We start from the raw sequence: 19487 nt of genomic DNA on the forward strand, positions 1-19487 counted from the left end.
GCCGCCGGTGAGAGCCGCGGGTGAGAGCCCGGGTGAGAGCCGCCGGTCCGGGCGGCGGGCCGGCTCCGGCGGCTGCGGCGTGCGGTGGTCATGTCCCGCCCTGCGGCCGCCCGATGACGGTTCATGAGCGAACGGCACCGTCGGCAGGGGCCGTTCGGCCGCCCGCCCCGTGTGTCCGGCCGGTGAACACCACCGGCGACCAGTAGTGCCGGTGCCTGTCAGGCCCTAGGGTTGGCATGTCCGCGTAGGCCTGGGTGAGTGAAGGAAGGCGCCGAGAATGAGCGAGGGCATCGACAAGGTGTTCACCGCGCCTGTGCGGGACAGCCTGGCGGGCCCGGTCGTCGAGCCGAGCGGTGACCTCGACCTGGACGCGGTCCCGACGCTGCGCAGTGCGCTGCACCAGGCGATGTCCCGTCGGCCCGTGCCGCCGATGCTGGTGGTCGACCTCGCGCAGGTGACCTTCTGCGACACGTCGGGGCTCGACGCGCTGCTCGCCGCGCGGGTCGAGGCGGAGGGCCGCGGGATCTCGCTGCACCTGGCCAGACCCTCGCGCCAGGTCGCACGGCTGCTCGCGACCGTGGGCGCCGACCGGCTGCTGCCCGCCGACGGGGGTGCACCCGCCGAGGTGCCGCGCGCCCGGGCGTCCTGACCGAACCGGACGCCGGCCTCCTCCGCGCGGCCCCGACCGCGACGGACCGGCCCCGCCGCACACCCCTCCGGACGTCCCCGCCGCACACCCGTTCCGAACGTCCCCGGAAGCCTCCGTCGGTCCGGCACCCGCACCGCACCGTGCGTGCCCCGGCCGAACGGGAGCAGCCGTGAACCGAGAACACCCGACGGAGAGGGGACCGGAGCATGGACGGACAGGAGCCCGCGATGAAGGCGCTCGGCTGGGCCCGGACACTCCCGGTCTCCAGCGGGGTGCGGGCCGGCCGCGCGTGGGCCCGCCGACATCTCGACGAACTCGGCTGGACCGCACACGCACCCGAGACCGCCGACGCGGTCGTCCTCACCATCTCCGAACTCATCACCAACGCCCACATCCACGCCCGCAGCGACGCCGATCTCGTCCTGACCTGGGACGGGACGTGCCTCTACGTCAGCGTGCACGACGACTCCCCGCGGGCCCCGCGACCGCGCGAGGCCGGCCCGGACGCCACCTCCGGCCGCGGCATGGCCCTCGTCGACGCCCTCGCCGACCACTGGCAGGCCCGCACCGACCGCTGCGGCAAGACCGTCACCGCCTGCTTCCACCCGCCGGGCGACGCCGTCCACTGAGCACCGGGCGCCGAGCGGGTCCGGCGGGGCGAGGGCGCCGACCGGTGCGGCGCAGGATGCCGGCGATGGTGGCCACGGCCAGGAGGGCAAGGACCACGCCGGTGTTGCGGAGCAGGTGGTGGGCGTCGAGCGGGGCGTTCCGGTAGAGGGGCGGGGCGGCCATGACCGTCCAGGGCAGGACGGCCAGCGCGACGCCGGCGGCCCGCAGGCGGTCGGTGCGCGGGCTCGCGAGATGCAGGAGGTAGACGAGGGTCATCACCACCGCGGGCCAGGCGCTGGAGACGTCGAGCGGGATCCGGGTGGCGGGCGGGAAGACGACGTCGGCGTGGTCGTCGGGCCAGGTGCCGATCCAGAGGACGGCGATGCCGCTCATCGGCAGGGCGATCGCGAGGGTGGAGGCCACCGTCCGGGAACGGCTTCGCCGGGAGACGTCGACGGCGTCGGGCGGTGCGATCAGCGCCAGCACACCCACGACGACCCAGAGCCCGAGCAGGTCCGTGTCCTGGGCGAACGCCGTGCCCGGGCGGACCTGCGCAGCAAGGGCGGTGCCGATCCGGGTCGCGACGGCCACCAGGACGAGGGCCCGGGCCGGAGCCCAGCGGCGGAAGGCGACACTCAGCAGGGCGAGGCCCCAGGGGGCGGTCTGCGCGACGCCCACCGCGGCCCGGGCGAAGCCCGTGGAGGAGTCCGGGAGGAGGAGCCCGGTCAGCAGGTGGACCATGCTCAGGGCGGCTCCGCCGGCCAGCAGGAACGGCGCGGCACCGGCGAGCATCCTGCCTGCGGGGTCGCGCGAACTGAGCCGGGTGCGCAGCCGCAGGGCGTGGGCGGCGAGGGCGGCCCACTCGCACAGGGCGGTGCGCAGGTCGGCGTGCCGGACGGCCTCGGCGAAGACGGCGGTGATCTCCTCGCCGTGCGCGGCGCGGTACCCGGCCGGGTAGAGACGGTTCAGGGGAAGGCGCCGCAGCAGTGCGGGAGCGGAGATGCGCGAGTCGGTCACGCCGTCCCCCTGTTCGTCCGGAGCTTCGGCCGGAGGCCGCCGAGGGCGAGCCGACGCTCGGCCTCGGTCACGCCGGCGCGCAGCCGTTCCGTCTCCTCGGTCAGTGTCCGCCGGCCCTCCTCGGTCAGCGCGAAGCTGCGGCGCAGCCGTCCGGCCACGACCTCCTCGTGGTCGATGCGGATGAGCTCCTGCTGGAGCAGGCGGTCCAGCGCCGTGTAGAGGGTGCCGGTGAGCATCCTGGTCCGGCCTCCGGTGATCTCCAGGACTTCCTGGAGGATCGCGTAGCCGTGCCGGGGTGCGTCGGCCAGCGCCGTGAGCACCAGCCGTGTCGGTTCCTGCAGCTGACGGTGTGACATGACGCGACCATAGATCATCGAATGAGATATGTCGATGACTTAGCCATGGAGGGTGCGGGCCCGGCGGCCGCGGGCGGTGATGGTGCCGTGGGCGGGGCGCCGGTGACGGACGGCTTCCGCGCAGGCGGCAGCGGGTGAGCGTTCCTGTCACGGGATCGTCAACTCCGTCTTCGGGAGCCGTCCGGGGTGGGGTAGCCTCGCCAACGGCTCACTCCGGGTACTGGTGCGGAGCTGGGTCCGGACAGGCAGCGTGCCGACGGCGGTACCCGGACGGGGTCGGCGACGGCGTCGACGAAGTGGATGTGGGTCGGTTATGGCGGACACCTCGGTGAGCGGATCGCTGCCGAACGCGCGTCGCGGTCGATCGGCGGCCGGCGGGGCGGTCGGGGAACCGGAGCTCCGGCAGTTGCTCGCAGGTCTGACATCGGTGCGGGACGGCGACTTCGGCACCCGGCTCCCGGACGACGCCGACGGCCTGCTGGGCGAGATCGCCACCGTCTTCAACGGCATGGTCGACCAGCTGTCGCTGTTCACCTCCGAGGTCACCCGGGTGGCGCGCGAGGTGGGCACGGACGGGCGGCTGGGCGGTCAGGCCGAGGTGCCCGGGGTGTCGGGCACGTGGAAGGACCTCACCGACTCCGTCAACGCGATGGCGGGCAACCTCACCAGCCAGGTGCGCGACATCGCGCAGGTGGCGACGGCCGTCGCGAAGGGCGACCTGTCGCAGAAGATCGACGTGGCGGCCCGCGGCGAGATCCTGGAGCTGAAGAACACCGTCAACACGATGGTCGACCAGCTCTCGTCGTTCGCCGCGGAGGTGACCCGGGTGGCGCGCGAGGTCGGCAGCGAGGGCCGCCTGGGCGGCCAGGCACAGGTGCCCGGAGTCGCCGGCACCTGGCGAGACCTGACCGACTCGGTCAACTTCATGGCCGGCAACCTGACCGACCAGGTGCGCAACATCGCGCAGGTCACCACGGCCGTCGCGAAGGGCGACCTGTCGCAGAAGATCACCGTGGACGCGCGCGGGGAGATCCTGGAGCTGAAGAACACCGTCAACACGATGGTCGACCAGCTGTCCGCGTTCGCGGGCGAGGTCACCCGGGTGGCGCGCGAGGTCGGTACCGAGGGGCGCCTCGGCGGCCAGGCCGACGTCAAGGGCGTCTCCGGCACCTGGCGCGACCTGACCGACTCGGTCAACTTCATGGCCGGCAACCTGACCGACCAGGTGCGGTCGATCGCGCAGGTCGCCACCGCCGTCGCCGAGGGCGACCTGTCGCAGAAGATCACGGTCACGGCGCGCGGCGAGATCCTGGAGCTGAAGGAGACCATCAACACGATGGTCGACCAGCTCTCCTCCTTCGCGGGCGAGGTCACCCGCGTGGCCCGCGAGGTCGGTACGGAGGGGCGCCTCGGCGGCCAGGCCGACGTCCGCGACGTGTCGGGCACCTGGCGCGACCTCACGGAGTCGGTGAACGTCATGGCGGACAACCTGACGGCCCAGGTGCGGTCGATCGCGCAGGTCACCACGGCCGTCGCGAAGGGCGACCTGTCGCAGAAGATCCGGGTGGACGCGCGCGGCGAGATCCTGGAGCTGAAGGAGACCATCAACACGATGGTCGACCAGCTGTCGGCGTTCGCCGACGAGGTGACGCGCGTGGCCCGCGAGGTCGGCACCGAGGGCAACCTCGGCGGCCAGGCCACGGTGCGCGGGGTGTCGGGGACGTGGAAGGACCTGACGGACAACGTCAACGTGATGGCGTCCAACCTCACCGGGCAGGTCCGTTCGATCGCGCAGGTGGCGACGGCCGTGGCGCGCGGCGACCTGTCACAGAAGATCATCGTGGAGGCGAAGGGCGAGGTCGCGGCGCTCGCCGGGGTGATCAACACGATGGTCGACACCCTCTCGGCGTTCGCCGACGAGGTCACGCGGGTGGCCCGCGAGGTCGGCACCGAGGGCACCCTCGGCGGCCAGGCCCGGGTGCCGAACGTCGCGGGCACGTGGAAGGACCTCACCGACAACGTCAACTTCATGGCGCACAACCTGACGAGCCAGGTCCGCAACATCGCGCAGGTCACGACCGCCGTCGCGCAGGGCGACCTGACCCGCAAGATCGACGTCGACGCGCGCGGCGAGATCCTGGAGCTGAAGACCACCATCAACACGATGGTCGACCAGCTCTCCTCCTTCGCCGCCGAGGTCACCCGCGTGGCCCGGGAGGTCGGCAGCGAGGGCCGGCTCGGCGGGCAGGCCGAGGTCGAGGGCGTCTCCGGCACGTGGAAGCGCCTGACCGAGAACGTCAACGAGCTTGCGGGGAACCTCACCCGGCAGGTCCGGGCGATCGCCGAGGTCACCGGCGCCGTCGCGGAGGGCGACCTGACCCGCTCGATCACCGTGGACGCCTCGGGCGAGGTCGCCGACCTCAAGGACAACATCAACTTCATGGTGGAGTCGCTCCGCGAGACCACCCGGGCCAACGAGGACCAGGACTGGCTGAAGTCCAACCTCGCGCGGATCTCCAGCCTCATGCAGGGCCGCCGCGACCTGGGCGTCGTCGCCGAACTCGTCATGGACGAGCTGACCCCGCTGGTGTCGGCCCAGTACGGCGCCTTCTACCTCGCCGAGGACACCTCCGGCGGCACCGAACTCCAGCTCATCGGCTCCTACGCGTACCCCGCAGGCGCCGGGCTGCCCACCCGCTTCGCACTCGGCAGCTCCATCGTCGGCCAGGCCGCACGCTCCAAGCGCATGATCCTCGTCGAGGACCTGCCCGCGGGCTACGTCGCCGTCTCGTCCGGGCTCGGCTCCACCGCCCCCGTCCACCTCGTCGTCCTGCCGATCGTGGTCGAGGAGCAGGTGCTCGGCGTCATCGAGCTGGCCACCGTGCACCGGTTCACCGACGTCCACCGGGCCTTCCTGCAACAGCTGATGGAGACCATCGGCGTCAACGTCAACTCCATCGTCGCCAACGCCCGCACCGACGAGCTCCTCGGGGAGTCGCAGCGACTCACCGCCGAACTCCGCGTCAGGTCGGAGGAGTTGCAGGCGCGGCAGGAGGAACTTCAGTCCTCCAACGCCGAACTGGAGGAGAAGGCCGCCCTGCTGGCCGCACAGAACCGCGACATCGAGACCAAGAACCTGGAGATCGAGCAGGCCCGCCAGGAGCTGGAGGACCGCGCCCACCAGCTCGCGCTGGCCTCGAAGTACAAGTCGGAGTTCCTCGCGAACATGAGCCACGAGCTGCGCACGCCCCTCAACAGCCTGCTGATCCTCGCCCAGTTGCTCGCGCAGAACCCCACCCGCAACCTCACCGCCAAGCAGGTCGAGTACGCCGGGATCATCCACTCCGCCGGCTCCGACCTGCTCCAGCTGATCAACGACATCCTCGACCTCTCCAAGGTCGAGGCCGGCAAGATGGACGTGACGCCGGAACGGATCCCGCTGCGCCAGCTGCTGGACTACGTCGAGGCCACCTTCCGGCCGCTGACCGGGCAGAAGAGCCTCGACTTCGACGTCACCACCGCCGCGGGCGTACCGGTCGACGTGCTGACCGACGACTACCGGCTGCGGCAGGTGCTGCGCAACCTGCTCTCCAACGCGGTCAAGTTCACCGAACGCGGACGGGTCGCGCTGCGGATCGAGCCCGCCGACGAGTCGCGGATCCCCGAGGTCGCGCGCCGCGGCGGCCCGGTCGTGGCCTTCCACGTCGTCGACACCGGCATCGGCATCGCCCCGCAGCACCTGGAGAGCGTCTTCGGCGCCTTCCAGCAGGCCGACGGCACCACCAGCCGCAAGTACGGCGGCACCGGCCTCGGCCTCTCCATCAGCCGCGAGATCGCCTACCTGCTCGGCGGCGCCATCACCGCCGAGAGCGAGCCCGGCCGGGGCAGCACCTTCACCCTCTACCTGCCCGCCACCCACCCCGACGTGGAGTCCGCGGCCCTCGCGGCCGACCGGCCCGTCCGGGAGCTCGGCCCGACCGCCGCCGCCGGACCGCAGGAGACGGCGCGCATCCCCGCCCCGGCCGCCCCGGCCCCCGTGCCCCGCCGCAAGCACCTCCTCGTCGTCGAGGAACGCCCCCGGGGCCTGCTGTCGCTCGTCGCCGAGAGCGCCGTCGCCGACCTCGCCGGCCACGCGGACTCCCGCCCGGTGGAACTCGTCACCGCCGTGGGCGCGCAGGAGGCCGCCGCCGCCCTCGCGGGCCGGGCCTTCCACTGCGTCGTCCTGGAGCTCGACCTCGCGGACGGCGCCGCGCTGCGCTTCCTCGACCAGATGGAACGCGACCCGGCACTGCACGGCGTGCCCGTGCTCGCGCACAACAACCGCCGGCTCGGCAGCACCCAGGAGCGCGCCCTCCAGGAGCGTGCCGCCGTGCCGCCGCTCGAACTCCTCTCCAGCCTGGACGAGTTGCGCGAGCGCATCGCCCTGCACCTGAGTGCGGAGCAGCCCGGCGACGTACTCCCGCTGGTCCGCGCCGACGAGCCCGCCCGCCATGTCGCCCACGACGTGGACGGCTCCCTCGCGGGCCGCACCGTGCTGGTCGTGGACGACGACGACCGCAACCTGTACGCCATCACCGGGATCCTCGAACTCCACGGCGTCCGCGTGTTGCAGGCCGAGCACGGGCGGGCCGGGATCGACGTCCTCACCTCGCACCCGGGGATCGACCTCATCCTGATGGACGTGATGATGCCGGAGATGGACGGCTACACCGCCACCGCCGCGATCCGGGCGATGCCCGGCCACGCCGACCTGCCGATCATCGCGGTCACCGCGAAGGCGATGCCCGGTGACCGGGAGAAGAGCCTCGGTTCGGGGGCCAGCGACTACGTCACCAAGCCGGTGGACGCCCGTGACCTGATCGCCTGCATCCAGCGGTGGCTGCATCCCTAGGACCGACGCAGACCGACGTAGTGCCGACGGCGGCCCGCCCGGGCCCCTCACCTGCCCGCACCCGCCCATCGAGGAGCAGTCGGTGACCACACCCCCCGCACCGCACGGACGAGCCGTCGGCCGGCCACCGGTCGCGGCCGTCCCGCAGCAGCACACCCGCCCCGCCGACGACACCGCTGCCGCCGCCGGCACCACGGTCGACGCTTCGGGGGCCGACGCCTCCGGAGCCGACGGCGCCGCGAGGCCCCCCGCGGGCGGCGGGGTCGTGGGCAGGCTCGCGTCCACCGTCGAACGGCTGCGCGCGGAGGTCGCCGACGCGCACGCGGCCGCCGACGGGCGCGCCCTCGTCGAGCTCGCCACCGGGATCCTCGTCGAACGGCTCGGCTGCGGGCCCGCCCTCGCCGGGCGTCAGCTCGCGGACCTCGCCCGGAAGGCCGGGGTGCCGCCCCTCGAACTCGCGGCGGACCTCATCGACCAGGCCTCCCGTGACCGCTTCACCGAGGTGGCCCGCGAATTCGTCGCCACGGCCACCGCCACGGACAGCGCCACCGCCGCCACGTCCGCCACCGCCGCATCCACCGCAGCCGCCGCCGCCGCCCCGACCGCTGCGCCGCCGGGGAGCCTCTCGGTACGGCTCCGCACCGCCGGGACGAGCCTGCGGACCGGTGACGTCCAGGCCGTGGCGGACTCCCTCATGGCCCACGCGCTGGCACCGCTCGGCGCCACCGGGGTGGCCGTCTGGGCGGCGCAGGCCGACGGCTCGCTCGCCCTGGCCGGGAGCGCGGGGTTCTCTCCGGAGGAGGCCCGCCGCTGGCACCACGTGCCGCCCGGCGTCCACACCCCCGCCACCCGGGCCCTCGCCGACCGGGGCCCGGCCGTGCACGGGACCCTCGCGCTGCCGTCCATCGGGCAGTACCGGTTCCCCGGCGGGCGTGTCGCCGTCCCCGCGGGCGTCAACGGGCGCATCTCCGGCGTCCTGGAGCTCTGCTGGCCCGAGGCGATCGAGCCGCCCGCACCCCGCATCCTGCGCCAGATCGAGGCGCTCGCCGAGCTCTGCGCGCACGCCATGGAGGACCGGCCCGCCGCCGCCGACCGCCGCTACGGCCCGGGGGCCGACGCCCAGCTCTGGGAGCTCCGCGAACTCACCGACGGCCTCCAGGACGCGGCCCTGATCCTGCGGCCCGTCCTCGGCGGCGACGGCCGGCCGTCCGACTTCACGGTCGAGCACGTCAACCCGAACTTCCTCGACTTCGCGGGCCGCCCCCGCAGCGCCGTGGCCGGTGCCACCCTGCTGGAGGCGTACCCGATGGCCGCCGAGCCCGGCGGCCTCTTCGAGAAGGTCGAGAGCGTCCACGCCACCGGCGAGCCGTTCCGGGAGGCGAGGATGCAACTCGTCGCCCTGGTGGACGACGTGCCGCTGCGGTCGACCGCTGCCGTGGCCATCAGCCGGCACGCCGACCGCGTCGTCGTGGTGTGGCGCCTGGAGGACGACGCCCGACGCGTCGCCAGCCTCCTCCAGCACGCGCAACGCCTGGGCCGGATCGGCGGGTTCGAGGAGGACCTGCGGACCGGGGAGATCACCTGGAACGACACCCTCTTCGACCTGTACGGGCTGCCCGCCACCGCGGCCCCCGTCGCGCTCGAACAGCTCGCGGCGAGTGCCCACACCGACGACGCGCACGCCATCGGCAGGTTCCTGCGGGCGGTGCTCCACCACCGGCAGCCCGCGTCCACGGCCTTCCGCCTGCAGCGCGCCGACGGGGTCGACCGCCACATCCGGGTGGTGGCCGAGCCCGTCCTGGACGCCGTGGGCCGGCTCGTGGCCGTGCGCGGCGCCTACCAGGACGTGTCCGCCCAGCACTGGACGGAGGTCGCCCTCGCCGCGACCCGTGACCGGCTGGCGGACACCGAGGCGCGGTCCGCGGAGCGCGACCGGCTCGCGCTGCAGCTGCAGCACGCCATCATGCCGCCCAACCGGGGACCGCTCCGACTGGGCGGCCTCAACGTGGCCGTGCGCTACCGCCCCGCGGAGGAGGAGCACGCGGTGGGCGGCGACTGGTACGACACCGTCACCCTGCCCACCGGGCAGGTGATGCTCTGCGTCGGTGACGTCGCCGGACACGGCATCGACGCCGCCACCGGCATGGTCGCGCTGCGTAACGCGCTCCGGGGGCTCGCCGCCACCGGCGCCGGCCCGGCCCAACTGCTGTCCTGGCTCAACGTGGTGGCGTTCCACCTCACCGAGAGCGCCACCGCGACGGCGGTGTGCGCGCTGTTCGACCCGCAGACCAGGTCGATGCGGTGGGCCCGTGCCGGCCACCTGCCCCCGGTGCTGTTGCGGCGCGACGGCGCCGACACGCTGCCGAGGCTCGGCGGCATCCTGCTGGGGGCGATCGGCGACGCGGAGTACGAGGAGGGGCGCGTCCAACTGGAGCCCGGCGACACCCTGCTGATGTACACGGACGGTCTGGTCGAACGCAAGGACCGTTCGCTGGAGGAGTCGCTCGGCCAGCTCCTGGAGACCGCCCTCCGCCCCCGGCAGACGGAGGACCGGTCGCTGCTGGAGAGCAGGCTCGACCACCTGCTCACCTACAGCAGTGCGGACACCGACGACGACACCTGCATCATCGGGATCGAGGTCGGGTGAGCTCCCGTGGGCTCCCGTACGGTGGGACGGACGCGGCGCGGGCGGTGCTCGCCGCCGCGCCCGGAGCGGGAACGGGACGGGGCGGACGGGGCGGCGGTCGACGGAGGCGGGGAGCACGCGGGGAGCGACGTCCTGCTCGTCGTCCCGGAGCTGGTCGGCAACGCCGTACGGCACGCCCCCGGGCCGCCTGTGCTCACCGTTGAGGCCGCCGTCAGCGGCGTCCGGGTCACCGTCGGCGACGGCAGTGCGGTGCTGCCCGCCCCGCGCACGCCCGACCTCACGGGCACCCGCGGCGGCAAGGACATCCACGCCGTGCTGCCCTGGTAGGCGGAGCGAGCCGGCGCCGTCCAGGGCAGCGCGGCGTGGACGATCAGCGCGAGGGGCTCGCGGTGGCCGCGCCCACGGACCGAAGGACGGCCGTGAGGTTCTCCAGTCCCAGCCTGAGAATGGACGCGCCGGAGTTCACCTTGGACTTGACGTCCTCCTGCTCGGTCATCGCGTCGCGGCAGTCGGACGCGCCCTGGCCCAGTTGCCCGAGAGCCGCCTTCCAGTAGCCCTGTGTCCGGGAGTCGGGCACGGGAGCGTACGCCTCGGCGTCCTCGACGTCGTGAGCCAGCCGAGCGCAGGAACTGCTCAGGTGGAGGAGGCCGGCCTGGCTGGAACTCCCGGCGTTCATCGCCTCGATGTCGTCCAGCACCGACGTCGTCCGGGACACCAGCTGGGTGATCCTGCTGTTCGCACCCGAGGAGTACCACTTCGCGGAGTCCTGGGCGGCGTCGGTCGTGCCCGGCGAGCTGCTGCCGCAAGCGGTGAGCAGCGCCGCGACGGCAAGGACCGTCGGTGCGGAAGCGCGGACGCGCATGGAAGTACCCCCCCGGGTGGATGGGCTCACCCTGCCACAGATCCGGCGACCCGGGTGCGTTTTGTGACGGCGCCGTGCAGTGGGGTCCTGGCTGGCGACGTGCCGGGCGACGGCGTCGACGCCGGGCCGTGCGTACCGCTCCAGGGAGCGGACGGAGGCGTGGCGGGAGCGGGCCGGGAGCATGGGTGTGCTGGTGCCGGACTCGGCGTCGTGGGTGAGCGCGGTGTGCCGCCAGCGGTGCAGCGTGAAGCCCTGGAGCTCGTTCCATTGCTCGGGGCGGGCGAGGGGGTTGGCCGGTAGCCGGGTGCTCTCTTCGAAGATCTCCTCGGCTCGGCGGTAGGACAACCGAGCCCGTCCGGTGGTTGTGCAGACGTCCATCGTCGGGGTGCCTGCGGGCGCGCGGCGTTCGGTGAGGAACAGCGGCCCTTCGGTGCGGCCGGCGATCAGGCGGGGCAGCAGCCGGGCCGCACCGGACCCGTCGGGGTCGGCTCGCCCGCGAGCATCCAGCCCCAGTTCGTCAGCGAGATCCGGTAGATCCGCGCCGAGCCCTTCGAGATGCCCGCCGCTGTCGGGTAGCGGTCCACCGCCGCCGCATACGTCGCCGGACCGGTGGCCAGAGGCACGACACGAGCGCGCGGAAGTCGGAACGCCCCCGGGCTTCTGGCACGGCGGCCTGTTCGATCGCCACCGTTGCCCGCCCCTCCGTCGTTGTCGCGGTAAATCCGTGATTTACCGCGGCAGGGCTCCCGGCTGTCGTTCGGCGGCGGCAGCGAGTTGACCCGCCAGGTCCTTGAGGGCTTGGCGGAGTTCGTCGGGGCTGTGGATGGTGAAGGGCCACTCCAGCGAGGCGAGCAGGTGTGCCATGCCGTCGAGGCGTTCCGCCTGTGCCCGCATCAGCACGCCGACGGGTTGGGCGGTGAGCGTGACAGCCGTCCCCGGCAGCCTTCTGGCGATCTCGTCGAGAGGGCCGTGGATCGTCACCTCGACCTGCCAGCGGTAGGGCCCCTGGGCGAGGGCCGCAGTGAGGTGGGCGACCGGGTCGAAGCCGTCAGGGGTGGTGAAGGTCTGCGGGCGGGGGGTGACGGAGGCGATGCGGTCGATGCGGAAGGTTCGCAGGTCGTCGCGGAGGTGGTCGTGGCCGACGAGATACCAGCGGCCGGTGTGGAAGACCACGCCATAGGGGTCGATGTCGCGCTCGGTCTGGTCCTGCCGCCAGGACAGGTAGGCGATGCCGACGGTCGTCCTGGCACGCGAGGCCTGTGCCAGAGCCAGCAGGACACCGCTCCCGGGTGCCTGCGCGCTCACGGCGTTGGCGGTGAAGGACAGCGTCTCCCGCATGGCGGCGAGCGGCTCCCGCAGGGCCTGCGGGAGCACCCTCTCGATCTTGGCCCGGGCGCCCGCGCCGGCCAGCACCGTCGTACCCATCCCGAGCCGTTCGGCCGCGAGGAGTCCGAGGACGACCGCGAGGGCCTCGTCATTGGTGAGCACCAGGGGCGGCATCCGGTAGCCGCGGGCCAGCCGGTAGCCGCCATGGCGGCCGCGCTCGGCCTCCACGGGGATGCCCAGGTCGCGCAGGTGGGCGACGTACCGGCGGACCGTACGGACATCGGTGTCCAGCCGGTCGGCCAGCTCACTCCCGGTGAGCCCGGCGTTCGACTGGAGCACTTCCAGCAGGGTCAGCACGCGGGTCAGGGGATGCGACACGGATCACTCGACATTTCAGGGCTGATTCTGTCCTGTATCGACTCTACGCTCCCCGCAGCACCTCACTTCAGGGAGATCACATGACCACCTTCGTACTCGTTCCCGGCGCCTGGCTCGGCGCGTGGGCCTGGCAAGACACCGCCGACGCGCTGCGGGAGCACGGCCACACGGCGCTGCCGCTGACACTGACCGGACTGGCCGAGCGCGCCGGGGAGGGCGGGCCCCGGACGGATCTGGACGTGCACATCGCGGACATCACCGACTTCGTCGAGAAGAACGACCTGCGCGAGGTCACCCTGGTGGCGCACAGCTACGCGGCCGCCCCCGTCACCGGGGCGGCCGGGCGACTCGGTGACCGGCTGGAGCGTGTGGTCTACGTGGACAGCGCCCCGTTCGCCGAGGGCATGCGCATGCTCGACCTCATGCCACCGGAGGTAGCGGACCAGTTGAGCCGGCAGGTCGCGGCCCGCGGCGACGGTTGCCGGCTCCCGATGCCGCCGTTCGAGGTCCTGGGTCTGTCCAGCAGCCTCGACGGACTGGATGAGGGCCGGCGGGACGTGCTGAGCGCACGTGCCACCCCTCAGCCGTTCGGCACCTACACCCAGCGCCTCGCCGGTCCGGTCGAACCCGGCCCCGGCGTGGACCGTGTCCTGGTCGCCTGCCGCGACTTCCAGGGCCTGCTGGATGCCGGGGTGCCGATGCTGGCCTTCCTCGACCACGCGCCGTGGCGGCGCTTCGACCTGTCCACCGGACACTGGCCCATGCTGTCGACGCCCGCCGAGCTCGCCGACATCCTCCACGCGGCCGTCTCCTGACCGAGACGGCCACACACAGCCCATGCTTGACCACGAGAGCGTCCGCGGGCTGCGGGCCCGCGCGCCGGCCCTGGCCGACGGAGTGCGGGAAGCCTCCGCCGAGGCGGTCGTCCGCCGGGTCTTCGCCATCCAGGCCCAGGACGCCATGGCCGCCGACCTGGGCATCCGGGTGCGCGGGCGGAACATCACGGCCGCCGGCATCCGCGCGGCGTACGAGGACGACCGGAGCATCGTGCGCGGCTGGTTCATGCGGGGCACCCTGCACGCCATCCCCAGCTCGGATGCCCGCTGGGTGCTGCGGCTGCTCGCCCACGTCAACTTCCACGGCCGCTACGGCTTCGCACTGCCCGCCGAGGTCGAGGGCGGCCGGCTCCGCTCCACCCGCAAGCCCGCCGACGCCACCGCCTCGCTCTAGGAGGACCCGGCAGGCTCGCCCGACGCCCGGGCGAGCCGGTAGCGGACCTTCTCGTGCGACAGGCCAACCCCGCCGCCGATCTGCCGCAACCCCCAACCCTCCGCCTTCGCCGCCGCCATCCCGCTGTCCAAGGCCGTGTCCGTCACCTCGTCCAGCGCCTGCCGCAGCTGAACGACCAGCCGCAGCCGGATCGCGGGACCCCAAGACCGTGCACGCGGAAGCGATGATCAAGGTCGCCATGATCCGACTCATGGCCGCCCTCCTCGCCGGCGAGGAGATCGAGCCACGCGGCCCCATCAAGACCGAGGCAGCCCGTCGCCTCGCCGACGACATCAACAGCCAGTAGCCACCCAACGACCCGACACTTTTTCAGGCGGTGGGCGGGGCGAACTCGGGCTGGTCGAGCAGGCGCAGCCAGCTTCCGTCGGGCTGGCGCCGGACGACCTGGGCCCGGGCGCCGCTCCCGTCCTTCGGCGGGGTCGAGGTGAGGGCGATGTCGCCGCTGACCAGCGTCGGCAGCGGCTCCTCGGGGGTGAAGTGGGGACGGCCGGCGAGCACCTTCTCCCACAGCGCGCGGATCGCCTCCCGGCCCACGGTCAGCCGGCCGGGCGGGTAGGCCATCACCGCGTCCTCCTCGTAGAGGGCGGCGACCCCGGCCGCGTCACCGGCGTTGGACCGCTCGACGAACAGGCGGGTGATGTCCTCGGGCCGCAGGGCCTTCTCGTACTCCGGCACGGCTTCCTCCTGGTGTGCGGTTCCGTCCGATGCGCGGTTCCGTCGGTTCCCAGCCTGGTCGGCCGCCGACCGGAAGTCCAACAGCTGGATCTGCTGGAAGCTAGAATCCGCAGTCATGGAACTGCGGCAGCTGGAGTACTTCGTCGCCGTCGCCGAGGAGCGGAACTTCACCCGCGCGGCCGAGCGGGTGCACATCAGCCAGTCCGGGGTCAGCGCCCAGATCCGCCGGCTGGAACGCGAGCTCGGCGCCGAGCTGTTCGACCGGTCGGCCCGCACCGCCACGCTGACCGTCGCCGGGAAGGCCGCGCTCGAACCCGCCCGCGCCGCGCTCGCCGCAGCCCGGGCCGTCGGCCAGGCCGTGGGGGAGGTGACCGACCTGATCCGGGGCCGGCTCACGGTCGGGATGGTCACGGGCTGCACCGTCACCCCGCTGTTCGACGCCCTCGCGGCGTTCCACCGGGCGCACCCCGGGGTCGAGATCGCGCTGCTGGAGGACACCTCGGACCGGCTCGTCGAGGGGGTCCGCGCCGGTGCTCTCGACCTCGCTCTCGTCGGCACCGCGGCCGCCACCCCGGACGGGCTGGAGGCGCTGACCCTCGTCAGCGAGCGGCTCGTCGCCGCGGTACCGGCCGGGCATCCGCTGGCGGACCGGCGGCGGGTCACGCTGGGCGACCTGGCCGCCCACCCGATCGTCTGCATGCCGCCCGGCACCGGCCTGCGCACGGTGTTCGACCGGGCCTGCGCCGCGCAGGGCCTGCGGCCCGTGATCGCACTGCAGGCCGGTGCCGCGGACGCCGTCGTCGACCTCGCCGCCCGCGGGCTCGGCGTCGCCGTCCTCAGCGCCTCGATGGCCGCGGACCCCCGGCTGACCGCCCGCACCATCGACGACGTCGACACACCGGCGGTGCTCGCCCTGGTCTGGAGGAGCACGCACAACCCCGCCGTGCGCGAGCTGCTCGTGCACGCCGGGAGGGCGTTCGCCGCACCCGACCCGGGGTGACGGCCGCGCCCGGTCGGCGCCGCCGCACCCGCCGTCCGTCCGTGCGGTGGTGCGCCGGGCGGCCGAGCGGGGCGGCGGGAACCCGGCGCAGCACGGACACGACTGTCTGACGAGCGGCCAGGGCGGGCGCCGGCGCGGGAAGGCGGTCGTGGGGATGACGGTGCGTGGTGGCGGGGAGCCCCGGTCGGGACCGGGGGTGACGGCGCTGCTGACGTGCGCCATGGCCTTCTCGATGATGCAGCTGTTCCTGTTGGGAGCACTCGGACCGCGCCTGGTGGGCGGGTCGGTCCTCTCCCGGACGGAGCTCGGCCTCACCACCACCGTCGGGTTCGGCACGGCCGCGCTCCTCTCGCCGGTCGCGGGGCGGCTGGTCGACCGGGCCGGGCCGCGCCGGTGCGTGGTGGCGCTGCTGCTGCTGGCGGCCGTCTCGCTCGGGATGATCGCCGCGGCACCGGGGGCCGGCCTGCTGCTGGGCGCGGTGGCGCTCGGCGGGCTCCCGCAGGCGCTGGCCAACCCGGCGACGAACAAGGTGATCCTCGGCGCCTTCGCACCGCGGCGGCGCGGGGCGGTGACCGGGTGGAAGCAGTCGGGGGTGCAGGCGGGTGCGTTCGCGGCGGGCCTTCCGCTGTCGCTGCTGGCCGCCGGTGTCGGGTGGCGCGGCGCCGTGTGGACGGCGGCCGGCGCGGCGGCCCTCGCCGCCCGGTGGGCGGCGCGCGCCCTGCCCGCGGACCCCGCACCGGCCCGGGGCCGCGTGCCCTCCGGTGCGGCGGGTGCCGTGGCGGCCCGGCTGGCGGTGTTCTCGCTGCTGCTCGGCGGCGGCGTGGCGTCGGTCAACACGTACCTGGCGCTGTTCGGCACCCAGCGGCTCGGCCTCCCGGCGACGGTGGCGGCCCTGCCGGTGGCGGTGCTGGGCCTGGCCGGGATGGCCGGACGGGTCGGCTGGTCGCGGGTGGCGGACCGGGAGGGCCGGGCGGCGGCGCTGCCGTCGGTGCTCTCGCTGGGCGCGGTCGGTGCGGCCCTGCTGCTGGCCGCCGCGGTGCCGCTGCCGGCGCTGGTGTGGCCGGGCGCGGTGGCGGTGGGGGTGTTCGCGGTGTCGGCGAACGCCGTGTCGATGGTGCTGGTGATGCGGAGTTCGGCGCCGGGGCGCGCCGGGCAGGACTCGGCGATCGTGTCGGCGGGCTTCTTCGCCGGGTTCGCGGTCGGCCCGCCGGTGTTCGCCCGGGCCGTCTCGGCGGCCGGGTACGGGCCGGGCTGGCTGCTGGTCGCCGCCGAGTTCGCGGCCGCCGCGGCCGTCACCGCCCCGCTCGCCGTGCGCGGGGCCCGCCCGGTGACGGCGTGAACCGCGTCGGGCCGCACTGGGCGGGGCCGGCGCTGGCCGCCGTGCTCGGCCGGGCCGCGGCGACCGCCGCCGAGGTCGGGCCGCGCTTCCCGCTGTACGCCGACCCGGACACCGGCCGGTGGACGACGACCGGCCGCGGGTCGTGGACCGGCGGGTTCTGGGCGGGGCTGCTCCGGCTGCGCGCCCTGGCCTCCGGCGACCGTGCCGACGCGGAGGCCGCCCGCGCCTGCACCGGGCGCCTGGCGGGCTGGGCCGGGGAGGACACGGCGACGCGGGGCATGATCCTCTGGTACGGCACCGCGGCGGCCGGCGGCACGGCGGACGGGCTGCGCGAGCGGGCCGCGCACGCCTGCCTGGCCGCGTTCGACCGCGAGCTGGGCGTCGTGCCGTGGGGGAGCGCCTTCGGCGGGCCCCGGCTGCTGGCCCGCGCCGACGGCGTACCGGGCACCGTGCCGCTGCTGGCCCGGGCCGGGGCCGCCGGAGTGGAGGCCGCCCGCTCGCACCTGGTGCGGCACCTGGAGCTGTGCCTCGGCGAGGACCCGCCGCGCCCGGCCTGGGCGGCGCTGCCCGGCGGCGGCTGGCGGGGTTGCGCGGAGCCGGCGCCGGGCTGGAGCCGGACGGCGGCGTGGCTGCTGCTCGGTGCGGCCGACGGGACGGCCGTGCCCGGCTTCGGCGCCGGTGGAGCGCTGCGGGAGGCCGTGGACCGCCTGGTCGCGCTGCGGCTCGCGGCCGGGGTGCCGCCGGTGCCCCGGGCGGGCGCGGGCGGCGGACCGCCCGACACGTCGGCGGCGGCCGTCGAGGCGGTCGCCGCCCTGAAACTGGCCGCGCTGGCCCGGGCGTCGGCGGACGGGCGCACCGCGGACCGGCTGGCGGCCCGCGCCGAGCTGGTCCTGCACCGCCTCTGCACCCGCCACCTGTCGCCCGCCGGGGCGCTGCTCGACGGGTGCTACGACGCCGAGCGCGGCCTGGCCGTCCGTCATGAACTCGTCTGGGGCGACTTCTTCCTGGCCCTGGGACTGGCCGTGCTCACCGGACTGGTCGGGCCCTTCGCGTTCTGACCCCGGCCCCGTGCACCGGCTGGTCCCGCGGGGCGGGGCCGGGCCCGGGGTCAGCGCAGCACCCGGCGGGCGACGGCCGCGATGTGCAGTTCGTCGGGGCCGTCCAGCAGCCTGGCCGTGCGGCCGGCCCGGAAGAGTGCCGGCAGCGGGGTGTCCGGGCCGAGGCCGGCCGCGCCGTGGACCTGGACGGCGGCGTCGGTGACCTGCTGGAGCATCCGGGCCGCGGCGACCTTGGCGAGCCCGGTCTCGATCCGCGCGTCCTGCCCGGCGTCCAGGCGGGCCACCGCCTCGTGGACGAGCGGACGGGTGGTGCGGATGGCGAGCAACGAGTCGAAGACCAGCTGCTGGACGAGCTGGCGGTCGGCGAGCGGGCCCGCCGCCTGCGTACGGGAGCGGGCCCGCGCGCACATCAGCTCGTAGGCCCGCGCCGCCTGGCCGAGCCAGCGCAGGCAGCGCAGGAGGCGGCCCAGGCGCAGCCGCTCGCCGGCGATCCGCAACGCCTGGCCGGGTGCGCCGACCACGTGGTCGGCGGGCACCGTGACCCCGTCGAGCTCGATCTCCCACTGCCCGCCCGCGCCGAGGACCGGCAGCTCGCGGACCACCCGGAAGCCGGGCGCCGACGTGGGTACGAGCAGCAGCGACAGGCCGTCGGTGTCCGGTGCGCGGCCGCTCGTGCGGGCCATGACGGTGACCAGGTCGGCGTCGCCGGCCCCGGTCGTGAACCACTTGCGGCCGTGCAGGGTCCACCGGCCGTCCTCGCCCCGGACGGCACGGGTCGTGGTCGTCGCCGGGTCGGTGCCGGGGGAGTCGGGGTCGGTCATCGCGTAGCACGTACGCAGCCCGCCTGCGGTGATGCGTCGGAGGTGGCGCTCGCGCACGGCCGGTGAGGCGTGGCGCTGCAGCATCAGCACGTCGAGCAGCGGGGCCGATCCGAGGGCGGCCGGGCCGTGGTCGCTGGCGCCCTCCGCCTCGGCGAGGTGCGCGTGGACGGACAACGGCACGCCCTGGCCGCCGAGTTCGCGGGGCAGCGGCAGTGCCCAGAGCCCTGCCGCACGGGCCTCGTCCTGGAGCCGCGCCAGTGCCGTACGGGCGGCGGTGCCCCCGGCGTCGAGGACGGCCTCGCACGGCATCACCCGCGCCCGGACGAACTCCGCCACCCTGTCGCGCAGTTCGACCGCCGCCTCCGGACAGGCGGGAAGGCCGTACCCGGATTCGGCGGTTTCGTGATCTTTCATGGTGATTCCTCCGGACCCGTCGGGAACCCGACGACGTGACCGTCCGACGTTCTGGTCGTGGAACTGGTCGGCCCCGGACGCCGCCGAGTTCCCGCCCCTCCCCGCACACCTGCCGACGGGCACCGGGAGCCCGCACCCGAGACCCGGACAGCCGT

At 74.5% G+C, this 19487-nt stretch carries 17 protein-coding genes and 1 pseudogene; 11 read left to right on the plus strand and 7 right to left on the minus strand.

Features of this window, described 5'->3' with window-relative positions:
• Window positions 1-277: 277 nt before the first annotated feature.
• Together OG335_RS38790 and OG335_RS38795 are read left to right on the plus strand one after the other, a co-directional pair.
• Window positions 278-649 (plus strand): STAS domain-containing protein, encoded by a 372-nt coding sequence (locus OG335_RS38790; RefSeq protein ID WP_405009161.1) that lies wholly within the window; start codon window positions 278-280, stop codon window positions 647-649.
• Between the two features lie 206 nt (window positions 650-855).
• Window positions 856-1278, plus strand: a complete 423-nt coding sequence (locus OG335_RS38795) for an ATP-binding protein (RefSeq protein WP_405009160.1) — start codon at window positions 856-858, stop codon at window positions 1276-1278.
• Here the strand turns inward: OG335_RS38795 and OG335_RS38800 are convergent.
• Window positions 1238-2275: a hypothetical protein gene (locus tag OG335_RS38800; protein ID WP_405009159.1), complete on the minus strand. Its 1038-nt coding sequence runs from the start codon at window positions 2273-2275 to the stop codon at window positions 1238-1240. The two genes, OG335_RS38795 and OG335_RS38800, sit on opposite strands and share 41 nt — an antisense overlap.
• The gene (locus OG335_RS38805; RefSeq protein ID WP_405009158.1) at window positions 2272-2631 is read right to left on the minus strand and encodes a PadR family transcriptional regulator; all 360 of its coding nucleotides are present in this window, start codon (window positions 2629-2631) and stop codon (window positions 2272-2274) included. Before OG335_RS38805 ends, OG335_RS38800 begins: the two co-directional genes overlap by 4 nt.
• A 313-nt stretch (window positions 2632-2944) precedes the next feature.
• Between OG335_RS38805 and OG335_RS38810 the strand changes: the two genes are divergently transcribed.
• The 3 genes from OG335_RS38810 (at window position 2945) to OG335_RS38820 (ending at window position 10496) form a co-directional block, all read left to right on the plus strand.
• Entirely contained in the window at window positions 2945-7522 is a 4578-nt protein-coding gene (locus tag OG335_RS38810) for a HAMP domain-containing protein (protein WP_405015268.1), read from the plus strand.
• 82 nt (window positions 7523-7604) lie between these two features.
• A complete protein-coding gene (locus OG335_RS38815; RefSeq protein WP_405009156.1) occupies window positions 7605-10169 on the plus strand; it encodes a SpoIIE family protein phosphatase in 2565 nt (854 codons plus the stop codon).
• 6 nt (window positions 10170-10175) lie between these two features.
• Entirely contained in the window at window positions 10176-10496 is a 321-nt protein-coding gene (locus OG335_RS38820; protein WP_405009155.1) for a hypothetical protein, read from the plus strand.
• Between the two features lie 43 nt (window positions 10497-10539).
• Here OG335_RS38820 and OG335_RS38825 read toward each other — a convergent pair whose 3' ends face one another.
• From OG335_RS38825 to OG335_RS38835, 3 genes are all read right to left on the minus strand, one after another.
• Entirely contained in the window at window positions 10540-11376 is an 837-nt protein-coding gene (locus OG335_RS38825; protein WP_405009154.1) for a hypothetical protein, read from the minus strand.
• 98 nt (window positions 11377-11474) lie between these two features.
• Window positions 11475-11654 carry a hypothetical protein gene (locus OG335_RS38830; protein ID WP_405009153.1) on the minus strand — a complete coding sequence of 60 codons (180 nt, stop codon included), beginning with the start codon at window positions 11652-11654 and terminating at the stop codon, window positions 11475-11477.
• Window positions 11655-11760: 106 nt separating this feature from the next.
• Entirely contained in the window at window positions 11761-12735 is a 975-nt protein-coding gene (locus OG335_RS38835) for a helix-turn-helix transcriptional regulator (protein WP_405009152.1), read from the minus strand.
• Between the two features lie 80 nt (window positions 12736-12815).
• Between OG335_RS38835 and OG335_RS38840 the strand changes: the two genes are divergently transcribed.
• The 3 genes and pseudogenes from OG335_RS38840 to OG335_RS38850 form a co-directional block, all read left to right on the plus strand.
• Entirely contained in the window at window positions 12816-13550 is a 735-nt protein-coding gene (locus OG335_RS38840) for an alpha/beta fold hydrolase (RefSeq protein WP_405009151.1), read from the plus strand.
• A gap of 22 nt (window positions 13551-13572) precedes the next feature.
• The gene (locus OG335_RS38845) at window positions 13573-13965 is read left to right on the plus strand and encodes a DNA glycosylase AlkZ-like family protein (protein WP_405009150.1); all 393 of its coding nucleotides are present in this window, start codon (window positions 13573-13575) and stop codon (window positions 13963-13965) included.
• A gap of 205 nt (window positions 13966-14170) precedes the next feature.
• Window positions 14171-14311: pseudogene (locus OG335_RS38850) on the plus strand (IS5/IS1182 family transposase); the annotation flags it as partial.
• 23 nt (window positions 14312-14334) lie between these two features.
• Here the strand turns inward: OG335_RS38850 and OG335_RS38855 are convergent.
• On the minus strand, window positions 14335-14700 hold the full coding sequence (locus tag OG335_RS38855; protein WP_405009149.1) for a YybH family protein: 366 nt from the start codon (window positions 14698-14700) through the stop codon (window positions 14335-14337).
• Window positions 14701-14815: 115 nt separating this feature from the next.
• Here OG335_RS38855 and OG335_RS38860 point away from each other — a divergent pair, with 115 nt between their 5' ends.
• The 3 genes from OG335_RS38860 to OG335_RS38870 all read left to right on the plus strand — a co-directional run bounded on the left by OG335_RS38860 (window position 14816) and on the right by OG335_RS38870 (window position 18097).
• The gene (locus OG335_RS38860; RefSeq protein ID WP_405009148.1) at window positions 14816-15700 is read left to right on the plus strand and encodes a LysR family transcriptional regulator; all 885 of its coding nucleotides are present in this window, start codon (window positions 14816-14818) and stop codon (window positions 15698-15700) included.
• 196 nt (window positions 15701-15896) lie between these two features.
• Window positions 15897-17039 (plus strand): MFS transporter, encoded by a 1143-nt coding sequence (locus OG335_RS38865; RefSeq protein WP_405009147.1) that lies wholly within the window; start codon window positions 15897-15899, stop codon window positions 17037-17039.
• Window positions 17036-18097 carry a sugar ABC transporter permease gene (locus tag OG335_RS38870; RefSeq protein ID WP_405009146.1) on the plus strand — a complete coding sequence of 354 codons (1062 nt, stop codon included), beginning with the start codon at window positions 17036-17038 and terminating at the stop codon, window positions 18095-18097. The genes OG335_RS38865 and OG335_RS38870 overlap by 4 nt, the downstream gene beginning before the upstream one ends.
• 50 nt (window positions 18098-18147) lie before the next feature.
• Here OG335_RS38870 and OG335_RS38875 read toward each other — a convergent pair whose 3' ends face one another.
• A complete protein-coding gene (locus OG335_RS38875; RefSeq protein ID WP_405009145.1) occupies window positions 18148-19332 on the minus strand; it encodes an acyl-CoA dehydrogenase family protein in 1185 nt (394 codons plus the stop codon).
• Window positions 19333-19487: the final 155 nt, after the last annotated feature.

The organism is Kitasatospora sp. NBC_01539, assembly GCF_045040525.1.
Classification (GTDB): Bacteria; Actinomycetota; Actinomycetes; order Streptomycetales; family Streptomycetaceae; genus Kitasatospora.